Here is a 17,897-nt window from a genome sequence, read left to right as displayed (position 1 = left end):
GTAGCGATCGGCTTTCCTGAAGGGATATTAGCATTAATGGCAGTTGCCGATCTAAGATATTGCTGACTAATCGTTCTTCCCCGATCTTAAGTCAGCGATCGGTCGCTAATTCTCCCTTATTTCCCTGCTCCCAGCTCGTCCCTGCTCCCTTATCCCTCATATGTCTCGCTCAAAATCTCTGCAATATTACATTCTGGCTCGATTGCTGCTGACACCACTCATGCTGTGGACGATCGTGACTGTGGTATTTTTGTTGTTAAGAGCAACTCCTGGCGATCCCGTCGATGCTGTGTTAGGAGGACGCGCCCCAGAAAGCGTCAAGCAAGAATATCGGCAACGGTTAGGGCTACTCGATCCTTTGCCAATTCAATACATTCGTTACATTGGTAGTCTTTTACGTTTCGATCTCGGTAGTTCCATTACGACTCAAGGGGAATCCGTTTGGCAAACCATCGGACAGCACTTCCCCGCTACGGCAGAATTAGCCGTATTTAGCATGGCATTTGCGCTCATCATTGGAATTAGCATCGGAATGCTAGCTGCTTCCCGCCCTAATTCTTGGTTAGATGTAGGGGGGCGATTATTTGGGATTATCACTTATGCCTTACCCTTATTCTGGGTAGGAATGTTAATGCAGTTGGTATTTGCAGTACAGTTGGGGTGGTTTCCCTTGGGAACGCGCTTTCCAACTTCTATACCCGCACCTGAAGGTTTTACAGGACTCTACACTATTGATAGTTTATTAAGCGGCAATTTTACCCAGTTTTTCAGTGCTATCTATTACCTATTGCTGCCGAGTCTAACTCTAGGACTTTTACTATCGGGAATTTTCGAGCGTATTGTTCGCGTCAACCTCAAACATACCCTTAAAGCTGACTATGTAGAAGCTGCCCGTGCTAGGGGAATTCCCGAACGACGGATCTTATTTGCCCATGCTTTAAAAAATGCCTTAATTCCCGTGATTACGATTATGGGACTCACTTTCGCCTCTTTATTAGGCGGAGCAATCTTAACTGAGGTGACATTTTCTTGGCCTGGTTTAGCCAACCGCCTCTACGAAGCAATTTCCTTGCGCGATTATCCTACCGTTCAAGGAATTTTAGTATTCTTTGGTACGATCGTCGTGCTTGCCAGCATCATCATTGATATTCTCAATGCCTCCATCGATCCCCGCATTCGTTATTAATACTACTGGTAAGATCTAGAAGACACGCAGGTTGTAATGGTAATGGGTAATGGGTAATTGGTAGTTGGTGGTTGCTAGTTAGAGCGGGTTAGTTTTCATTCCTGACCATCACTGTTATCTCCTATATCCTAATTTTTGACATTTAACTTTTGACTTTTGACTTGCCTAAACGTCGCTTTTCTCTATGGTTCGAGCGCTTAATGGCGATCGCAGCTACAGTAAATTTTGGTTTAGTCATTTTTGACTTCACCTACGTCCCCTGGCGCGATTTTTACCTCAACCGCATTCCTGAAGTTACAACAATTTACGATCCAATTAAAGGCATTGAGCCGCACCGCGAAACTCAGCAGTATTTAAAGCTAGTCAATGCCTTAGAACAACAAGTGAGTCAAACAGGATTGCAGTCACCCCAGACAGCAGCCGTATTAGAGCAACTGCGCCGCTACAGCAGTGACATTATCGAAACTAATCCGTTTGCCTTGGCAAATAAGACGGGGACGCTAGAAAGAATTAAAAATCGAATGCGCGATCGCATCGGTGAAGAATCTTCGCGTACTGCTTTTAATATTTTTTGGAGTCAAGAATATCTCCTCAAGGCTGGGTGGCAAAAAGAGATTGACTTTTTCAATCGCAGTATTCGCCCTTTAGTTGCCACAAATTATTATCGTGCGATCGGTGAAAACGGAGAATTTATCGATGAATTCTGGGGAATTGACGCTTATTTCATCGTCCTGTTTGGCGTAGAATTTCTCATCCGCACTTTTATCATTAGCCGTCGTCATGTTGGGTTGAAATGGCAAGATGCGATGTTATGGCGATGGTATGACATTCTACTCATCGTTCCCTTTGAGTTGTTACCTTTTTTGCGCTGGACGTGGCTGCGAATTATTCCAGTGACGGTTCGCTTGCACCAAGCAAAATTATTAAATTTAGAATCAGTCCGACGACAAGCGACTCAAGGATTTGTCGCCAGTTTGGCACAGGAAATCACTGAAGTCGTTTTAATTCAATTTATTAATCAGTTACAAGTTTCGGTACGACGGGGAGAGTTAACAAATTGGTTATCCGCCAGCTCTAAGCGGCAACCATACATAGATTTAAATAATATTAACGAAATTGAGACGATCGCTTCTCTGGTCGTCAACGTCCTCGTCTACCAAGTCTTCCCCCAAATCGAACCAGATATCATTGCCATTTTACGCCACAGCATCGAAAGTACCCTCGACCAATCCCCCCTCTACCGCAGCATCCAAAATCTACCAGGAGTCGGCAACTCCCCCACGCGCTGAGCCAGCAACTAGCGACCTCCATTACCCAAAATTTTTATACCGCGATCGTCAAAGCCGTAGAAGATCCGGTTGGGGCAAAAATTTCCCGCCAGCTAGCTCAACATTTCAGCCAAGCTTTAGGTACGCAAATGCAGGAAAAACATACCTTAGAACGCATTCAATCTCTGATTTCTGACTTTTTAGAAGAAGTCAAACTCAACTACGTCCGCAGACTAGCACAAGAGGATGTCGAGCAAATTATGGAACAAACCCGGCTATTGAAGCGGGGTGAGAAGTGAGGAGTAAGGGGTGAGGGACAAGGAGGACAAGGGAGACAAGGGGGACAGGAAGAAAAACATTTTTCCCCTCTCCCTTGTCTCATTCTCTCGCTCCTCGCTCCTCACCCCTAATTGATGCGCTAAACTCAAATGTAAGGGCGAAACGAATTTGTTTCGCCTTTAAACTTTCTGGAAAAATAACTGTTTCTCAGGAAGTGGGTGTCCACCCGCTTTTTTTATGTCTGAACAATGGCTCATCCCTTAATTCCCCAAATCATTGAACTCGCCTCGCCTGTAGCAGAAGATCTAGGGTTGGAAATCGTTGACGTTGTTTTCCATACAAACCATCGTCCGCCAGTGCTGCGCGTGGACATCCGCAATCCGCAGCAAGACACCGGACTAGACGACTGCGAACGCATGAGCCGCGCTTTAGAAGCAACGCTAGATACAGCAGATGTCATTCCTGATGCTTACGTTTTGGAGGTTTCTAGTCCAGGGATATCGCGCCAGCTGGTGGCAGACCGAGACTTTATTTCTTTTAAAGGATTCCCTGCGATCGTCACCTTATCCGAACCCTATGAAGGTCATACAGAGTGGACGGGTCAATTAATTAAGCGCGATGAAACCGCAGTGTTTTTGAATCAAAAAGGTCGGGCGATCGCCATTCCCCGCTCTCTCATCACCAGGGTACAACTGGACGAGCGCCACTAAATCAGAGGTTAGGAGTGAGGGATTGGAGGTTAGGAAAATTGTGAATTTGAGATTTCGGATTGCAATTTCTCCCTTGTCTCCCTTGTCCTCCTTGTCTTCCTTGTCCCCACTTCCGACTCCCTACAGATAAAGAGGTTTAAATATTATGTCAATGGTTAGCCTACCGGGTCTAAAAGAATTAATTGAAAGCATCAGCCGCGAACGGAATTTACCTCGGAATGCGGTACAAAATGCCTTGAGAGAAGCTTTGCTAAAAGGCTACGAGCGCTATCGGCGAGCGCAAAATTTAGACAAAAAGCATTTTGAAGAAGAATATTTTGACAACTTTGAAGTAGAGTTGGATGTTGAAGAACAAGGCTTTCGAGTTCTAGCAACTAAAACGATTATTGAAGAAGTCACCAACTCCGACCACGAGATTTCCCTCAAAGACGTGCAAGAATTTGCAGGGGATGCAGCTCAAATTGGTGATTCGGTGCTAGTTGACGTGACTCCAGATAAAGAAGAGTTTGGACGCATGGCAGCGATGCAGACCAAACAAGTTTTGTCGCAAAAACTCCGCGATCAGCAGCGTCAAATGATCCAAGAGGAATTTCAAGATATAGAAGATACCGTACTGCAAGCTAGAGTACTACGGTTTGAGCGACAGTCAGTGATTATGGCGGTTAGTAGCAGCTTCGGTCAGCCAGAAGTCGAAGCAGAATTACCCAAGCGGGAGCAACTACCTAACGATAATTATCGCGCCAATGCTACTTTTAAGGTTTATCTCAAGAAAGTCTTGCAGGGACAGCATCGAGGTCCACAGTTATTGGTTTCCAGGGCTGATGCTGGTCTAGTCGTGTATTTATTTGCGAATGAAGTGCCGGAAATAGAGGATGAAGTCGTCCGCATTGTCGCTGTAGCTAGGGAAGCCAATCCTCCCTCCAGGCATGTCGGTCCTCGGACAAAAATAGCTGTCGATACCCTAGACCGAGATGTAGACCCAGTAGGGGCATGTATTGGCGCTAGAGGGTCGCGAATTCAAGTCGTAGTCAACGAATTACGCGGAGAAAAAATTGATGTGATTCGCTGGTCGCCCGATCCAGCTACTTATATTGCCAATGCTTTGAGTCCGGCTAGGGTGGATGAAGTACGGTTGATGGACCCGGAAACTCGTCAGACTCACGTATTGGTGGCAGAAGATCAACTCAGTTTGGCAATTGGTAAAGAAGGACAAAACGTCCGTCTAGCTGCCCGTTTGACAGGATGGAAAATTGACATCAAAGACCGCGACAAATACGATTACGCCGCTGAAGATGCTAAATTTGCGGCAGCAGCTAGACAACAAGCCGCCGCACAGTTAGAGGAAGAATTAGCAGAGGAAGAATTGGCAGAGGAAGAACTAGAAGACATGATAGAAACAGTAGATGACACTGGTGAAGCATTGGATGAAGAACTGGAAACATCTGAGGAGCTAGAAGAATCGGCGACTAACGAACTGTGACTCGTGACTCGTGACTTGGTAACTGCCCCTGAAGCTCTCTTCACCGTCCCAACCCCCTCCTGTTGATGAAACCTAACTATCGCCGTTGTATCAGCTGCGGTCGCGTGGCATTAAAATCGGAGTTTTGGCGCATTGTCCGCGATCGCGACTCGGGAGAGTTACAATTAGATCGGGGCATGGGGCGTTCTGCTTACATCTGTCCCCAAGCAAGCTGTCTACAAGTGGCGCAAAAGAAAAACCGCTTGGGGCGATCGCTCAAGGTCAAGACAGTCTCAGAGGTGCTTTATCAAACTCTATTGCAGCGCCTAGTTACAGAACCATAAGTACGAAACCAGGTGACAGAGCCAGATAGCAGTGATATGTACAACCCCTTATACTTACCCACTCCTTGAACTTAACAAGAGCGAACGAGCATCAAGCATACAAACACATCGGCATTCCCATTGACAGGTTAAGGAATTTGCAGCTGGTAATTTCTGCAAACCTAACTTGATGCCAAAATAATATATGGGTCAAAATATCCTAGTAGTAGATCGACAACCAAAAGTTGCGACCGGATTTCCTCAAGTTGGAGCGCTAGCAAAAAACACAAGCAAAAAACACAAGCAAAAAACACCTGCTAACCCTATCAAAGTAGGGATTTAAGCCAAATAGAAAGCTTCTCTGTTATATCATTTGGAGGCAAGAACCGCAATTCAAACAGTAAACGAATATACAAAAATCGGAGGATGGAGATGTTGTAAATCGGGCAACCATCCAGTTATAGCTGGTAGGTACAAGGGGAAGAATGGATGAACAACGGCAAAGTCAGAATTTACGATCTATCAAAGGAATTGAATTTGGATAACAAGGAAATATTAGCCATTTGCGATCGGCTTAATATTGCAGTGAAAAGTCATAGCAGCACTATTAGCGAAGAAGAAGCAGAGCGAATCAGACAAGCAGCAGAAAAACAAGCTGCAAACCCCGTCACTGCTGGTAGAGAAGGTCATGCCAACAGCTACAAGGCACATCCTCAACCAGCCACTAACAAAGTTAAACCAAAACCTGTCGTGCCTCACAAACAGCAAATCTTGGAAATTCGCAAACCAAAGCACAACCCCGATCGTCCTAACCCCCCGAACCTTCTGTTGCCGTAGCACCTCAACCTCCAGCTCGTCCGACCGCTTCTAATTCACCCGTGCGACCGACAACAGCGCCAACCCGTCCCGAAGCACAAAAGCCAGTGCAAGCAGTAGAAACTCAGCCTACAACCCAAAGCGAGCAGGGCGATAATTCAATACCCACAAACAAATCCAGACCACCAGAATCACCCAAGCTGTCAACACCACCCCCTAGACCGTCCGGGGCAAGAGACGGTGTAGATGAAACTGCCGGACTACCACCGTCGCCACCACAGCGAGCGGAGCGCCTGGAACGATCGGAACGACCGGAGCGACCAATTCTCAAGCGGGAGCAAGACGATCGCGCAGCCAATCGTCCAGTGGCGAAGGCAGATAGAGTCGAAAAACCAATGCGTCGTTCGCAGGAGGCAGCTGCTAGCTCGGAAAGCACGCCAGCTAGACCTAAACCCGTGCTGGAACTGCAAAGACCTAAGCCAGTGAGGGCAGGCGAAGCAGTAGCACCAGAACGCTCTAAACCAGATGGGGCAGAAGCTTTACCGGGAACGGAAGAAATCGCCGAGATCGGTGTGGATGACAAGCCAATCCTCAAACGCCCCATGCCGCGTCCAGTGGGTAAAGGTGGCAAGAAATGGCAAGAAGAGGAGATAGACGAAGGACAAGACGCAAAGGCAACGAAGGCAGGTGTAAAAACCAAACGTCTCAAGCCTATAGTCGATTTGGATGACGAAGAAGACTTTGACGATGAGGAGGACGGAGATAGCGATACTCCAATTCAAGTTAGCCTGTCCATAGCTCGTCCGCCAAAACAGAAAACAGCAGCTCGTCCAGGACAGCCGCAGCCTGCTGCTATTAGTGTAGTTAGAAGCAAAAAGTTTAGCCAAGCACGAGAAAACAACCGTCGCCGCGAACCAGAACAGAAACGCGAACGCCCAGAAAAAGTGGTAGTCATGGGCAATCTCACCGTGCAAGAACTAGCTGAGAGTTTAGCAACTCCAGATACAGAAATTGTCAAGATTCTGTTCATGAAAGGGATAGCAGTTAGTATTACCCAAAGTTTAGATCTTGCCACGATTAAAATGGTGGCGGAAGAACTGGGCGTAGAGGTAGAAACTGCCGAGCCAGAAGCAGAAGCCCGTAAAGTTACAGAAATGCTCGATGCGGCAGACTTGGAAAATCTCCAGCGCCGTCCGCCAGTCGTAACAATTATGGGTCACGTAGACCACGGAAAAACGACTTTGCTCGATGCCATCCGCAAAACAAAAGTGGCGCAGGGCGAAGCTGGAGGCATTACCCAGCACATCGGTGCTTACCACGTCGATGTCGAACAAAACGGGCAAATGCAGCAAGTCGTATTTCTAGATACCCCAGGTCACGAAGCCTTCACGGCGATGCGGGCGCGAGGAGCGCGAGTGACGGACATTGCCATCTTAGTGGTTGCTGCCGATGACGGCGTTCAACCCCAGACGGTTGAGGCGATCAGTCATGCCCAAGCAGCAGAAGTACCAATTGTCGTCGCAATCAATAAGATTGATAAAGAAGGCGCTCAACCCGATCGCGTCAAGCAAGAGTTAACTCAATACAGTCTAACTCCTGAAGAATGGGGCGGAGACACGATTATGGTTCCCGTCAGCGCCATTAAAGGTGAAAACCTTGACGGCTTGCTAGAAATGATTCTGTTGGTTGCAGAGGTAGAAGACCTATACGCTAACCCAGATCGGACGGCGAAAGGAACGGTAATTGAAGCCCATCTTGACAAAGCCAAAGGTCCGGTCGCAACCTTGCTGGTACAAAACGGAACGCTGCACGTGGGCGATATCCTTGTGGCTGGGTCGGCATTTGGCAAAGTCCGCGCTATGGTGGACGATCGCGGTCGGCGGGTAGATATCGCTAGTCCCTCCTTCGCCGTAGAGGTCTTGGGCTTGAGCGACGTGCCAGCAGCTGGAGACGATTTCGAGGTGTATCTCGTCGAGAAGGAAGCACGGGCGATCGCCAGCGAACGGGCAGAGAAACAACGTCAGTTCCGCTTGCTGCAAGGACGCGCGACCCTAACTTCCATATCCGCACAGGCTCAGGAAGGCGAGTTGAAGGAACTCAACTTGATCCTCAAGGCAGATGTCCAAGGTTCCGTCGAAGCAATCGTCGGGGCGCTCAAACAACTGCCACAAAACGAAGTCCAAATCAGAATGTTGTTGTCTGCACCTGGAGAAGTCACTGAAACTGACATCGACTTGGCAGCAGCTAGTAACGCCGTGATTATCGGCTTCAACACCACGCTTGCTAGCGGTGCTAGACAAGCAGCCGACGAAGCAGGGGTAGATGTTCGAGAATACGACATTATCTACAAACTGCTGGAAGACATTCAAGCTGCCCTAGAAGGTATGCTAGAGCCAGAATTGGTAGAAGAACCTCTCGGTCAGGCAGAAGTCCGCCAGGTCTTCCCAGTCGGTCGCGGTAAGGTGGCTGGTAGCTACGTGCAGTCGGGCAAGCTCGTGCGTAACTGCAAGCTGCGGGTGCGTCGTGGTGGTAAGGTGATCTACGAAGGTGCTTTAGATTCTCTCAAGCGGATGCGAGAGGATGCCCGCGAAGTCAATTCCGGCTACGAATGCGGTATTGGCGTTGATAAATTCAATGATTGGGTTGAAGGCGATATCGTCGAAGCCTATCACATGGTGACAAAACGCCGCACGCTTACGAGGTAGCACTGTCAAGACGTGCGATCGCGCGTCTTGACATCTTGAAAACTATGCAATCATTTCGCTCCGAACCGTTTTTGTGGATTCACCTAGCTGGGTTAGCAACGCTGCCGATTCTGTTGCAGTTGTGCTGGCTCGGCTTGGCTGTGGGCGATCCCATCTTGCCCGTGTGGTTAGAATTCTCAATTGTGGCGGCGATCGGAGTCTTACCCGTTCTGTGGATGCAGCTATCCCGTCCTTTTTTGATCTTTGCCGTGCTGGGAGTCGCACAAAAACCAACTCAGCTCGACGAGCAGCAAAGAAAAGTTCTCAGGTTAATTCGTACGACTGCCAATCGCCTGCTGGCTATGGTAGCAGCAGTATTGCTAGTAGGGCTATTATGGTTGTTGTATCGTACCGCGCCGATCGCGGCAAATGTCATACCCTTACCACCCCAATGGCGAGGCTTAGGATTGTTGGTAGCTAGTGTTGCCTTTTTAGCAAGCAATCTATTTCTGCAAATCCCTGTCAGCGTGGCACGGGTTTTCGTTACTAGCGAAACAGAATTTTCTAAGGCAAAACCTTATCCTGTAGAAAGAATAGCGCGAGACTTTACGATTGTTGGCTGGCAAGTTAACCGCATCTTGCCCCAACTCACCAACTCTCAAACAGACACAGCTCAAGTAACAGCTCAAGTAAAGGAATGAGGAAACATGGCTCATCCAGCTACAGACACCAGCAGATCCGAAGATAGCCAAATCTGGGACGAACTAAAAAGCGCAATCGCTGCTAGCTCCGGCTTTCAGCGCTGGCGGTTAGAAAAGATGTCTGGCGATCGCCAACTGCAAGAGGTGAACCTCGATCGTCAAGTTAGTCTATATTTGCGCGAAACGCTGGAAACTTTGGCTTATTAGGGAGCAGGGAGTAGGGAGCAGGGAGTAGGGAAAAGGCAAATTTTAGGTTGACTCTCCTTGTTTCTCACAGAACTATTTCAAAAAATTTTTCAGAGTCCCTTCTAGGCGACGCAGTTGGCTGTAAACGGCTTCCAGGCGATCGCCTTCCACTTCCACATCTGTTGTCGGGTAGTTTTGGAGAATTTCCAGTAGCGAGAGCTGGCGATCGCGAGCAGATAAGGTAATGGCAGCGCGTAGAGCTTGTCGATTTGCTTGGCGCGAAGGTGGATGAACGGTTTTACCTATTTCATCTAACAATAATTCTCCTAAAGCATTGTTGAGAAATCGATCTAACAAGATTGGATCGACCGTTACTGTATTTGTAAGGGACTGGCGAATTGTCTGGGGATCTTGTCGGGCTAATGCCAAGTTTACCCGTAGATCGGGTGACATTTCTCCAGTGCGCGCAAACTTTGTCAAATCCTCAATCGCGATTGATTCGCGAAAAGCTCGGTACTTCAGTACGACTCGTTCGGCTGCAAAAACGGAGGTGCTAGAAAATACAATTGCTGCACTTACCCAGGAGGCGAAACCATAACGCAGCAACAACGAAAATAAGCGCATTAATTAAAAGTTAAGATTTAAGTTGTTTTTATTGTTTTAACTTCAACACAGTAGCACGGTTGCTTTCAGTCAAGACTCATCCTACAAGATTGTTTCTCACAACTAACCGAGTTTGGTAAAGCAGGTACTATCTACTCTGCGAAAGATTTATAGAAAATTGCGGAACATAGTAGCAGTGGTATGTGTCATCAGCTCAAATCTCAGGACAAGCGAATTCGTTCCAAGAATGTTAATAAAAGTAAAATTTTTGTGCAATTTTTGCGATCGCTTGTCTTACTAGATGCAGATCGTCAGCACATGACACATCCTACAAGTATGACACGCCAAGATTCTCCAATTTTCTCGTCTGCCAATCGCGCTTCGTCCGTCAAACCGCTTGTTTGCTCGTTATTTCCTTGGCGAACTGGACTAACCGCCTTACTGTTAGTTGCCAGTGGCACGATCCCCATCGCTACACTAGCAGATACTTCTATCGTACACGCTCAAGCGCCAACTACACCTCCAATTGCCGCTCCCACCACTGCCAAAGTTATTTACGTCAATCCCGAAGTCGGTACGGATACTCCTGGTGCTGGTACGAGCGAAGCATCTGCTTACAAAACTATTACTTTTGCTTTGACTCAAGCCGAACCTGGCACGGTCGTTCAACTTGCTGCTGGTAACTACACTAACGAAACTGGAGAAGCCTTTCCCCTCACTCTCAAATCCGGCGTGACGCTACGCGGTGATGAAGCAACTAAAGGTGAGAATATTATCATCAGTGGTGGTGGAGAGTATATCAGTCCTACCTTTGCCCGACAGAACGTCACGATTCGTGCCGAGAAAGAGACAACAATTAGTGGTGTCACCGTGACTAACACTAATACACGCGGCACGGGCTTGTGGATTGAATCAGCTAATCCTACGGTAACGAACAGTACTTTTGCCAACAGCAATCGAGATGGTATTTTTGTGACTGGAACGGCTAGCCCCAACATAGAAGCAAACCGATTCATTAAAAATGGTGGTAACGGAATCTCTGTAGCACGGGCAGCACAGGGAGAAATTCGCAACAACGTCTTTCAAGCTACGGGTTTTGGACTCGCAATTGGTGGTACGTCATCACCCTTAGTCAGCGATAACCAAATTCAACAAAATAAAGACGGGATCTATGTTTCCGAGGCGGCTCAACCGATTTTACGCAATAACGTGATTCAAAATAACGATCGCGATGGAGTTGTCGCCACTGTCAACGCTCAACCCGATATTGGTTCCGCCGATAACGCCGGACAAAATCTGATTCGCGGTAACAAGCGCTATGACCTATACAATGCCACGCGGAGCAACGCTCTGGTTGCAATTGGTAACGATATCGATCCCAAGCGCATTTCTGGCAAAGTCACATTTACCCCTGCTCAATTTGCTCTGCGCGATATCAAAGGTTTATGGGCGCAGCCTTATATTGAAGCCTTAGCTGCTAAAAATATTATTGCTGGTTTCCCTGATGGTACTTTTAAGCCAGACGAACCTGTCACCCGCGCCCAATTTGCCGCAATTGTCAGTAAAGCCTTTACACCAAAAGGACAACGCCCAGCCGTTAATTTTCAGGACGTTCAGCGTAAATATTGGGGCTACCAAGCGATCCAAACGGCATATCAAGGTGGTTTTGTGGCTGGATATCCTGGCAATTTATTTGAACCCGAGCAGAAAATTCCCAGAGTCCAAGCGCTGGTTTCCTTGGCAAACGGTCTAAAATTGAGTGCGGATAATTCTAGCGCGATCGCAGTTTATACTGACGCAGCTCAAATTCCCAACTACGCCGCTCAACCCGTAGCCGCCGCTACTCAGAAACAATTGGTGATTAACTATCCTACACCCACTCAATTAAACCCAAATCGCGAGGCTACCCGTGCTGAGGTTGCTGCTTTTGTCTATCAAGCACTCGTGAACGCCGGACGAGCTAAAGCGATTCCCTCACCTTACCTCGTTAGCCTACCCTAGATCGGGGAGCAGAGAGCGCGCGAGCGCACGAGCGCACGAGCAGGGGAGAAGAGAGCTGAGGGAGCAATTACAAGTCACAAGTCACAATGAATTCCAAATTCCGAATTCCGAATTCCGAATTCCGAATTTTCCCCACACCCCACACCCCGATCTCTGGTCACTGACAACTGATAACTGAATTAACAACGCCAGCGTTCCTGTCGGAATGCTGGCGCTATTTTGCTTCTTATATGCAGTGGGGTCTTTATATATTTATGGCTGACCCCTTTGAGTTAGCGGAGATATAGTCAGGGTCTTTATATAAGCTGACCCCGTTTGAACCTATGTATATAGTATGACAAACTCTATCTGAAGTAATGACTTTTCTAATGTTTTCTTTATTTTTTCTACGATACCGTTGAGAGTTGTGAATGAGCTTGAACTTTCTTTAAGGAGCGGTCTGTTTAACAGGGCGATCGCGCCGCCGAGCTGCCAAAACGAGTAATAGTATACATTTGACAAGAGATAATCCTGAGTATTTCTTCCAAATTTATTTAGAAGGAGTGAGGGGAATTCAGATTTTTGAAGTCTAAGAGTTTCCCGTGTTCCCCAAGTCCTCCTTGTCTCTATTAACTACGACTTTGCTCGCCCCCGTTCCAGACGAAACAGGAAAATCATCAAGGCAACGATTCCTACTTGGAGAGCAAAATTGGGTAAAGCATTACTGACGTTTTGTCCCGCTGCTAGTTGAGCTAAAAAGATGACAGCACCAATTAAACCCGATGCTCCGAAAGAAAAGTAGATAAATTTTCTCAATCCTCGATAAGGAGCGGCTGCTTCTGCTCTCAACCGAGCGTATTGTTCTGATGTCAACCGTTTGTCGCCGCGATTTTTAGGATTTTGCTCTATCATCAAAGTTTTGATAGTATAATAAAGGTTTGGCAGCGCCGATGTGGCTCAGTGGTAGAGCACTCGATTCGTAATCGAGCGGTCGCGGGTTCAAATCCCGCCATCGGCTTAAGAAAGAGAGAGTAATGAGTGGTGTAGACTTGCAAAATTGGTGTAAAAGTGGTGTAAGCTAAGTAGACCTATCGACTTTCGCAAAGGCAATGACCAGTGGGTGTAGTTATCATTAGATGTTGTAACACGAGAGATTGTGGGCTTGCACATTGGCGATCGTAGTGGCAACTGTGCAAAAGCGTTCTGGAACTCGATGCCACCGATGTACCGTCCAGTGTGCTGTGCTTTACACCGACCGTTGGAGCGCCTATCCTATTCTTTTTTCTCTAGCCTTTCCTAAATAGCACTACTACTTTAAGTTAATACTCTAAGTGGTTTGGGAGAATGGATAGCTGGATGGCATGATTGTACGTTTTTTGTACGCATAGTACGAACGTTTTATTTACTCCGTACAGAAAATTCTACATACATTTCGTGTATATTTGTACGCTTAACGTACGTAAATTTTGTACAAAGTCTGAAAGCCTTACGGAGTAAGATTCTTTGCCAGAATCTAGCTTATGTCCTGCTCTCTGAGCATTACACTCTATAGGGGCGCACCGATGTGCGCCTCTACGGATTTATTGCAATTAGCAGTTGACATAATATTTGCGATCGCGCTTGTATCGATCCTAACAACTGACCAAGCAACGAGCTATCAAAATCCTAGCTAAACACTTGGATAGATGTAATTATTAATGCTTTACTGCTAAAGAACTTACATGAGTTCTACTACGTACCATGACACAACAGCTGACAAGGCAAGACCCTTCAACTTGGGTGGAGCGACTGGCGAGATTTGGTTATGCAGCTAAGGGAGTGGTTTACGGTATTGTTGGATTGTTGGCAGCACAAGCGGCTTTTGGCGCAGGTGGAAAAACAACAGATACCGAAGGTGCATTACAAACGGTATTAACTCAGCCATTCGGAAAATTTTTACTAGCCGCGATCGCTCTTGGTTTACTTGGTTATGCACTTTGGCGGTTCGTCCAGGCAATTAAAGATCCCGAACATAAAGGTACAAATGCTAAGGGAATTTTTCAGCGACTTGGTTATGCAATTAATGGTTTTATCTACGCTGGATTAGCTTTTACTGCAATTCAATTAGTTGCTGGAACTGGCGGTGGGAGTGGTGGTAATGCAACTCAAGATTGGACGGCAAGGCTACTTTCTCAACCTTTCGGACAATGGTTGGTTGGAACTGTAGGTGCATTTATTATTGGCATGGGTTTCTATCAGTTTTACCGCGCTTTTAAGGCTAAATTTCGTCAAGAAATGGATCTGCATCAATTAAGTGAAACTGAGAAAAAATGGGTACTAGGTATTAGTGGATTTGGCACGGCAGCACGGGGAGTCGTATTTTGCGCGATCGGCTTTTTTCTGATCCAAGCGGCAAGAAATAATAACCCTAACGAAGCAAGAGGACTGGGTGAGGCGCTACAGGTGCTATCCCAACAACCTTTTGGTAAGTGGATTTTAGGAATTGTAGCTTTGGGATTAATTGCTTACAGTATTTATATGGTGTTGCAAGCACGATATCGCCGATTGAAAGTAGATTAAATCGTGAGTGAAATACGAGGCATTTGGATTACCAATACCGATAGTACAGTTCTCGACTCTCAAGCTAATATTGCCGAGGCGATGAATTTCTTGGCAGCGACGGGATTTAATGTGGTGTTTCCCGTTGTGTGGAGTAAAGGAGCTACAGTTTATCCCAGTCAAGTGATGCGATCGCAGTTTGGCTTGGCGATCGATCCGCGCTACACTGGACGCGATCCGTTAGCCGAACTGGTGACTGAAGCAAGACGAGTCGAACTGAAAGTTATTCCCTGGTTTGAATATGGCTTTGCTAGTTCCTACAATCAAAACGGAGGACAGTTATTAGCAAAAAAACCAGAATGGGCAGCCCGCGATTGTAACGGTAATCTACTGAAAAAGAATGGCTTCGAGTGGATGAATGCCCTCGACTCCCAAGTACAAGATTTTTTGCTGAGTTTAATTTTAGAAGTTGTCAATAATTACGATATAGATGGCATTCAAGGCGACGATCGCATTCCTGCTATGCCGTGTGAAGGCGGCTACGACGCGGGAACTGTAGCCCGCTATCGCCAAAAATTTCGCCGTCAACCGCCCTCAAACCCCCAGGATCGGCGTTGGCTGCAATGGCGGGCAGATATTTTAACTAACTTTCTCGCCCGTCTGAATCGAGAAGTCAAAGCCGTTAATCCCAATTTACTCATATCAATGGCTCCTAGTATCTACGATTGGGGTTATAAAGAATATCTGCAAGATTCTCAAACTTGGCTGCAACGAGGATTAGTCGATCTACTCCATCCCCAAGCTTATCGGCGCGATTTCAACAGCTACAAACAGATTATCGATCGCCTTGTCACAGAACAAACCCCACAACAGAGATCGCGAGTCGCCCCAGGTGTTTTACTCAATATTAGTTCGTACCGCATGACTCCTCAATATTTATCGCAGGCGATCGCCCATAATCGCTATTGCGGTATCAATGGAGAAGTCTTTTTCTTTTACGAAGGCTTGCGATCGGATAATCATGCTTTAGCTAAAGTTTTACGTAACGGTGCTTATGCGAAATCTGCTGCCTTTCCCTCTGTTGCCAACCTTGCCCAGCCCCAGCCTGAGAACGCTGATTCTTCGGTAGCTAGAGGAATTCAGAATTTATTCAAATTGTGGCAAAATCGCTTTTAAGGACAAATTCTCTGTAGGGACACACAGCTGTGCGTCCCTACTACCAACCGCGATTTCACCCAACACAAAACGGTAATAAATAGGGATAAATGGAATATCAATTACAGGTAAAACATAACATTAATACGCTCAAACACGATTTACCAACTCTGTTTGAACGGGATATTTCCTACGATATCTATACACAAAATATTTACTTTCAAGACCCAGTTAATAAATTTAAATATAAATTCAATTATCGAATCATCTTTTGGACGTTACGATTTCACGCCAAATTATTTTTCACAGAAATCTACTTCGACGTACACGACGTACATCAGAAAGACGAACAGACGATTCTAGCAACTTGGACTGTTCGAGGAGTCTTGCGCGTACCTTGGAAAGCTAAAGTATTTTTTAACGGCTATTCCAACTACAAATTAAATGACAATGGTTTAATTTACGAACATATCGACACCTGGGATCGATCGCCAAAAGAAATATTACAGCAATTCTTTCGCAAAAGGTAGTCCGCGTACTCGAAGGCTAACGCCTACATCTGCGTTCAATTTAAACATTACTGCCATGACAATACAAGCTTTGTCCAATTTTTATCAATAACAGTTTCCTTTGCTTTTGGCATGTACTCAATTTCTTGAGAATAAGCTTTAATCTTCAAATCCTTCAGGGAAGCATGACCAAAATTTATTAAATTGTATAAACTTAATAACAAATTGAGAGGTAAAGGTTCGAGCAAAGGATAAATATTATTAACTTGAATTAGTACTTCTTTAAAATCTAAAGCCTTACTATTTGTCTCCTTTTCTTGTGACTCAGCAAAAGCACCCCGTAGTTTCATAAAACCACAATTTGCAGCAGAATCACTTTCCCAATAACTATTTACTCTATCGAAAGCAACAGTTAGTTCTACATTTTTTAGAATGGTTAGAGGCAATACCAACCGTCCATTAGGCTTTAATTGCTGTTGCCAAGCAGGTGAAATATCCCCAGCGCCAACTGTGAGAATAATCCGATCGTATGGTGTATGAGGCGATCGACTAGTGCGTAGTGTCGTGCAGATACATCACTCATCACTCAATCCTGACTGCTGCAACGCTTGTGCCAATAATTCCTGTAATTCTAGCGTTGCAGCCCAATAATTTAAATAGTCAAGATCGAGGCGATCGCTTTGAACTTTTAGCACACCTAATACATCTCGCCACTGTCGATCTGAAACTCGATTTCCGATTTGATACCAAATCAACTTTTGTAAAATGATGTCTTCAGGAGTTGGCAACCAAGCCAATCGTTCGGGGTTTTGAGCGATCGCTAGTTGCTGTTTCCGCTGCATCTCCGATTGAGCTAAAGGCTGATTTGAAAGAATAAAAATATCGACTTTTTGTAAAGTTTCAAGATGGATAACATTAAAAGACGATTTACGTTCGATTGCTTCTCTTACCATCATTTCATCGACAAAAAATTCTCCAGTTAGCATCTCAACCAATGGCTGTATCTGAGAATTTTGGATATCGGCAACAATATCTACATCCAGAGTAGCACGCGGTTCGCCCCAAATTGAACTTGCTACAGAACCGCCAATTAGATAAGGAATAGCTAGTGTATCTAAAATTTCTGCCATTCTCAAAGCTAGTTGAATTGATTCTGCATCCACTAATTTATCCTCATTTCTATCTCCGCAAAATCGAACTGCTATATCTTTTCCTAACCATCTAATCGCTAGTTGAAATTTAATTTGACTAGTAGTAGCATTGGGATATTGATGGCGAATCCCAGCGATCGCCATTTGTCGAATTCCTTTCGTTGCTTCGTCGATCGAATGTGCTTTTTTCCAAACAGGCATGTGACGAAAAGCTTGCATCAGGAAGCGATCGACGTTTGGATGCGTATCACTAGCTTGAGGCTGATAGCTTGACATACATTACTGTAAAGAAAGTTATGTCTAGTTTAACTACATAGCCACTGGATGAGATGTTAAAATAACTGCTAGT

At 45.9% G+C, this 17,897-nt stretch carries 16 protein-coding genes, 1 tRNA gene and 1 pseudogene; 14 read left to right on the top strand and 4 right to left on the bottom strand.

The features are described 5' to 3' along the window. Window positions 1-160: 160 nt before the first annotated feature. The 9 genes and pseudogenes from M5J74_RS27530 (at window position 161) to M5J74_RS27485 (ending at window position 9,633) form a co-directional block, all read left to right on the top strand. On the top strand, window positions 161-1,186 hold the full coding sequence (locus tag M5J74_RS27530; RefSeq protein ID WP_106218223.1) for an ABC transporter permease: 1,026 nt from the start codon (window positions 161-163) through the stop codon (window positions 1,184-1,186). A 149-nt stretch (window positions 1,187-1,335) separates the two neighbouring features. Further along, window positions 1,336-2,475 (top strand): hypothetical protein, encoded by a 1,140-nt coding sequence (locus M5J74_RS27525; RefSeq protein ID WP_250014409.1) that lies wholly within the window; start codon window positions 1,336-1,338, stop codon window positions 2,473-2,475. A gap of 128 nt (window positions 2,476-2,603) precedes the next feature. Beyond that, the gene (locus M5J74_RS27520) at window positions 2,604-2,753 is read left to right on the top strand and encodes a hypothetical protein (RefSeq protein ID WP_250014407.1); all 150 of its coding nucleotides are present in this window, start codon (window positions 2,604-2,606) and stop codon (window positions 2,751-2,753) included. A gap of 228 nt (window positions 2,754-2,981) precedes the next feature. Further along, the gene (rimP, locus tag M5J74_RS27515; protein WP_015157062.1) at window positions 2,982-3,443 is read left to right on the top strand and encodes a ribosome maturation factor RimP; all 462 of its coding nucleotides are present in this window, start codon (window positions 2,982-2,984) and stop codon (window positions 3,441-3,443) included. A gap of 145 nt (window positions 3,444-3,588) precedes the next feature. Continuing rightward, window positions 3,589-4,923, top strand: a complete 1,335-nt coding sequence (nusA, locus tag M5J74_RS27510; RefSeq protein ID WP_015157061.1) for a transcription termination factor NusA — start codon at window positions 3,589-3,591, stop codon at window positions 4,921-4,923. A 65-nt stretch (window positions 4,924-4,988) separates the two neighbouring features. Then, window positions 4,989-5,246, top strand: coding sequence for a YlxR family protein (locus M5J74_RS27505; RefSeq protein WP_015157060.1), 258 nt, complete (start codon window positions 4,989-4,991; stop codon window positions 5,244-5,246). Window positions 5,247-5,714: 468 nt separating this feature from the next. After that, window positions 5,715-8,746: pseudogene (gene infB, locus M5J74_RS27495) on the top strand (translation initiation factor IF-2). A gap of 44 nt (window positions 8,747-8,790) precedes the next feature. Beyond that, complete coding sequence (locus M5J74_RS27490; protein WP_015157058.1) at window positions 8,791-9,426, top strand: low-complexity tail membrane protein; 636 nt, start codon at window positions 8,791-8,793, stop codon at window positions 9,424-9,426. 6 nt (window positions 9,427-9,432) lie between these two features. Then, window positions 9,433-9,633, top strand: a complete 201-nt coding sequence (locus M5J74_RS27485; RefSeq protein ID WP_015157057.1) for a hypothetical protein — start codon at window positions 9,433-9,435, stop codon at window positions 9,631-9,633. A 72-nt stretch (window positions 9,634-9,705) separates the two neighbouring features. On the opposite strand, the gene M5J74_RS27480 is transcribed toward M5J74_RS27485, so the two are convergent. Next, a complete protein-coding gene (locus M5J74_RS27480) occupies window positions 9,706-10,236 on the bottom strand; it encodes an alpha/beta hydrolase (RefSeq protein WP_106218226.1) in 531 nt (176 codons plus the stop codon). A gap of 180 nt (window positions 10,237-10,416) precedes the next feature. On the opposite strand from M5J74_RS27480, the gene M5J74_RS27475 reads away from it, so the two are divergent. Then, window positions 10,417-12,216 (top strand): DUF1565 domain-containing protein, encoded by a 1,800-nt coding sequence (locus tag M5J74_RS27475; RefSeq protein WP_250014402.1) that lies wholly within the window; start codon window positions 10,417-10,419, stop codon window positions 12,214-12,216. A gap of 612 nt (window positions 12,217-12,828) precedes the next feature. On the opposite strand, the gene M5J74_RS27470 is transcribed toward M5J74_RS27475, so the two are convergent. Then, window positions 12,829-13,107, bottom strand: coding sequence for a DUF3493 domain-containing protein (locus tag M5J74_RS27470; RefSeq protein WP_015157054.1), 279 nt, complete (start codon window positions 13,105-13,107; stop codon window positions 12,829-12,831). Window positions 13,108-13,141: 34 nt separating this feature from the next. Between M5J74_RS27470 and M5J74_RS27465 the strand changes: the two genes are divergently transcribed. The 4 genes from M5J74_RS27465 to M5J74_RS27450 all read left to right on the top strand — a co-directional run bounded on the left by M5J74_RS27465 (window position 13,142) and on the right by M5J74_RS27450 (window position 16,418). Then, window positions 13,142-13,213, top strand: a tRNA-Thr gene (locus M5J74_RS27465). 722 nt (window positions 13,214-13,935) lie between these two features. Then, a complete protein-coding gene (locus M5J74_RS27460; RefSeq protein ID WP_015157053.1) occupies window positions 13,936-14,754 on the top strand; it encodes a DUF1206 domain-containing protein in 819 nt (272 codons plus the stop codon). Window positions 14,755-14,757: 3 nt separating this feature from the next. Next, window positions 14,758-15,909: a glycoside hydrolase family 10 protein gene (locus M5J74_RS27455; protein ID WP_250014400.1), complete on the top strand. Its 1,152-nt coding sequence runs from the start codon at window positions 14,758-14,760 to the stop codon at window positions 15,907-15,909. 89 nt (window positions 15,910-15,998) lie between these two features. Continuing rightward, complete coding sequence (locus M5J74_RS27450) at window positions 15,999-16,418, top strand: DUF2358 domain-containing protein (protein ID WP_015157051.1); 420 nt, start codon at window positions 15,999-16,001, stop codon at window positions 16,416-16,418. Window positions 16,419-16,465: 47 nt separating this feature from the next. Here the strand turns inward: M5J74_RS27450 and M5J74_RS27445 are convergent, their stop codons facing one another. Both M5J74_RS27445 and M5J74_RS27440 read right to left on the bottom strand, forming a co-directional pair. Further along, window positions 16,466-16,891: a hypothetical protein gene (locus tag M5J74_RS27445; RefSeq protein ID WP_250017179.1), complete on the bottom strand. Its 426-nt coding sequence runs from the start codon at window positions 16,889-16,891 to the stop codon at window positions 16,466-16,468. 81 nt (window positions 16,892-16,972) lie between these two features. After that, a complete protein-coding gene (locus M5J74_RS27440; protein WP_106166286.1) occupies window positions 16,973-17,824 on the bottom strand; it encodes a hypothetical protein in 852 nt (283 codons plus the stop codon). Between the last annotated feature and the right edge of the window lie 73 nt (window positions 17,825-17,897).

It is taken from the genome of Chroococcidiopsis sp. CCNUC1, assembly GCF_023546805.1.
In the GTDB taxonomy this organism is placed as follows: Bacteria; Cyanobacteriota; Cyanobacteriia; order Cyanobacteriales; family Chroococcidiopsidaceae; genus Chroococcidiopsis; species Chroococcidiopsis thermalis.
Note: the sequence above shows the minus strand (reverse complement) of the source record. Positions and strands in the feature narration are given on the sequence as shown.

Bases quoted from the DNA above. Each gene is read 5' to 3' on its own strand.
- M5J74_RS27470 (WP_015157054.1), bottom strand. From the start codon at position 13,107: ATGATAGAGCAAAATCCTAAAAATCGCGGCGACAAACGGTTGACATCA.
- M5J74_RS27460 (WP_015157053.1), top strand. From the start codon at position 13,936: ATGACACAACAGCTGACAAGGCAAGACCCTTCAACTTGGGTGGAGCGA.
- M5J74_RS27440 (WP_106166286.1), bottom strand. From the start codon at position 17,824: ATGTCAAGCTATCAGCCTCAAGCTAGTGATACGCATCCAAACGTCGAT.
- M5J74_RS27475 (WP_250014402.1), top strand. From the start codon at position 10,417: ATGTGTCATCAGCTCAAATCTCAGGACAAGCGAATTCGTTCCAAGAAT.
- nusA (WP_015157061.1), top strand. From the start codon at position 3,589: ATGTCAATGGTTAGCCTACCGGGTCTAAAAGAATTAATTGAAAGCATC.
- M5J74_RS27520 (WP_250014407.1), top strand. From the start codon at position 2,604: ATGCAGGAAAAACATACCTTAGAACGCATTCAATCTCTGATTTCTGAC.
- M5J74_RS27480 (WP_106218226.1), bottom strand. From the start codon at position 10,236: ATGCGCTTATTTTCGTTGTTGCTGCGTTATGGTTTCGCCTCCTGGGTA.
- rimP (WP_015157062.1), top strand. From the start codon at position 2,982: ATGGCTCATCCCTTAATTCCCCAAATCATTGAACTCGCCTCGCCTGTA.
- M5J74_RS27490 (WP_015157058.1), top strand. From the start codon at position 8,791: ATGCAATCATTTCGCTCCGAACCGTTTTTGTGGATTCACCTAGCTGGG.
- M5J74_RS27485 (WP_015157057.1), top strand. From the start codon at position 9,433: ATGGCTCATCCAGCTACAGACACCAGCAGATCCGAAGATAGCCAAATC.
- M5J74_RS27450 (WP_015157051.1), top strand. From the start codon at position 15,999: ATGGAATATCAATTACAGGTAAAACATAACATTAATACGCTCAAACAC.
- M5J74_RS27505 (WP_015157060.1), top strand. From the start codon at position 4,989: ATGAAACCTAACTATCGCCGTTGTATCAGCTGCGGTCGCGTGGCATTA.
- M5J74_RS27530 (WP_106218223.1), top strand. From the start codon at position 161: ATGTCTCGCTCAAAATCTCTGCAATATTACATTCTGGCTCGATTGCTG.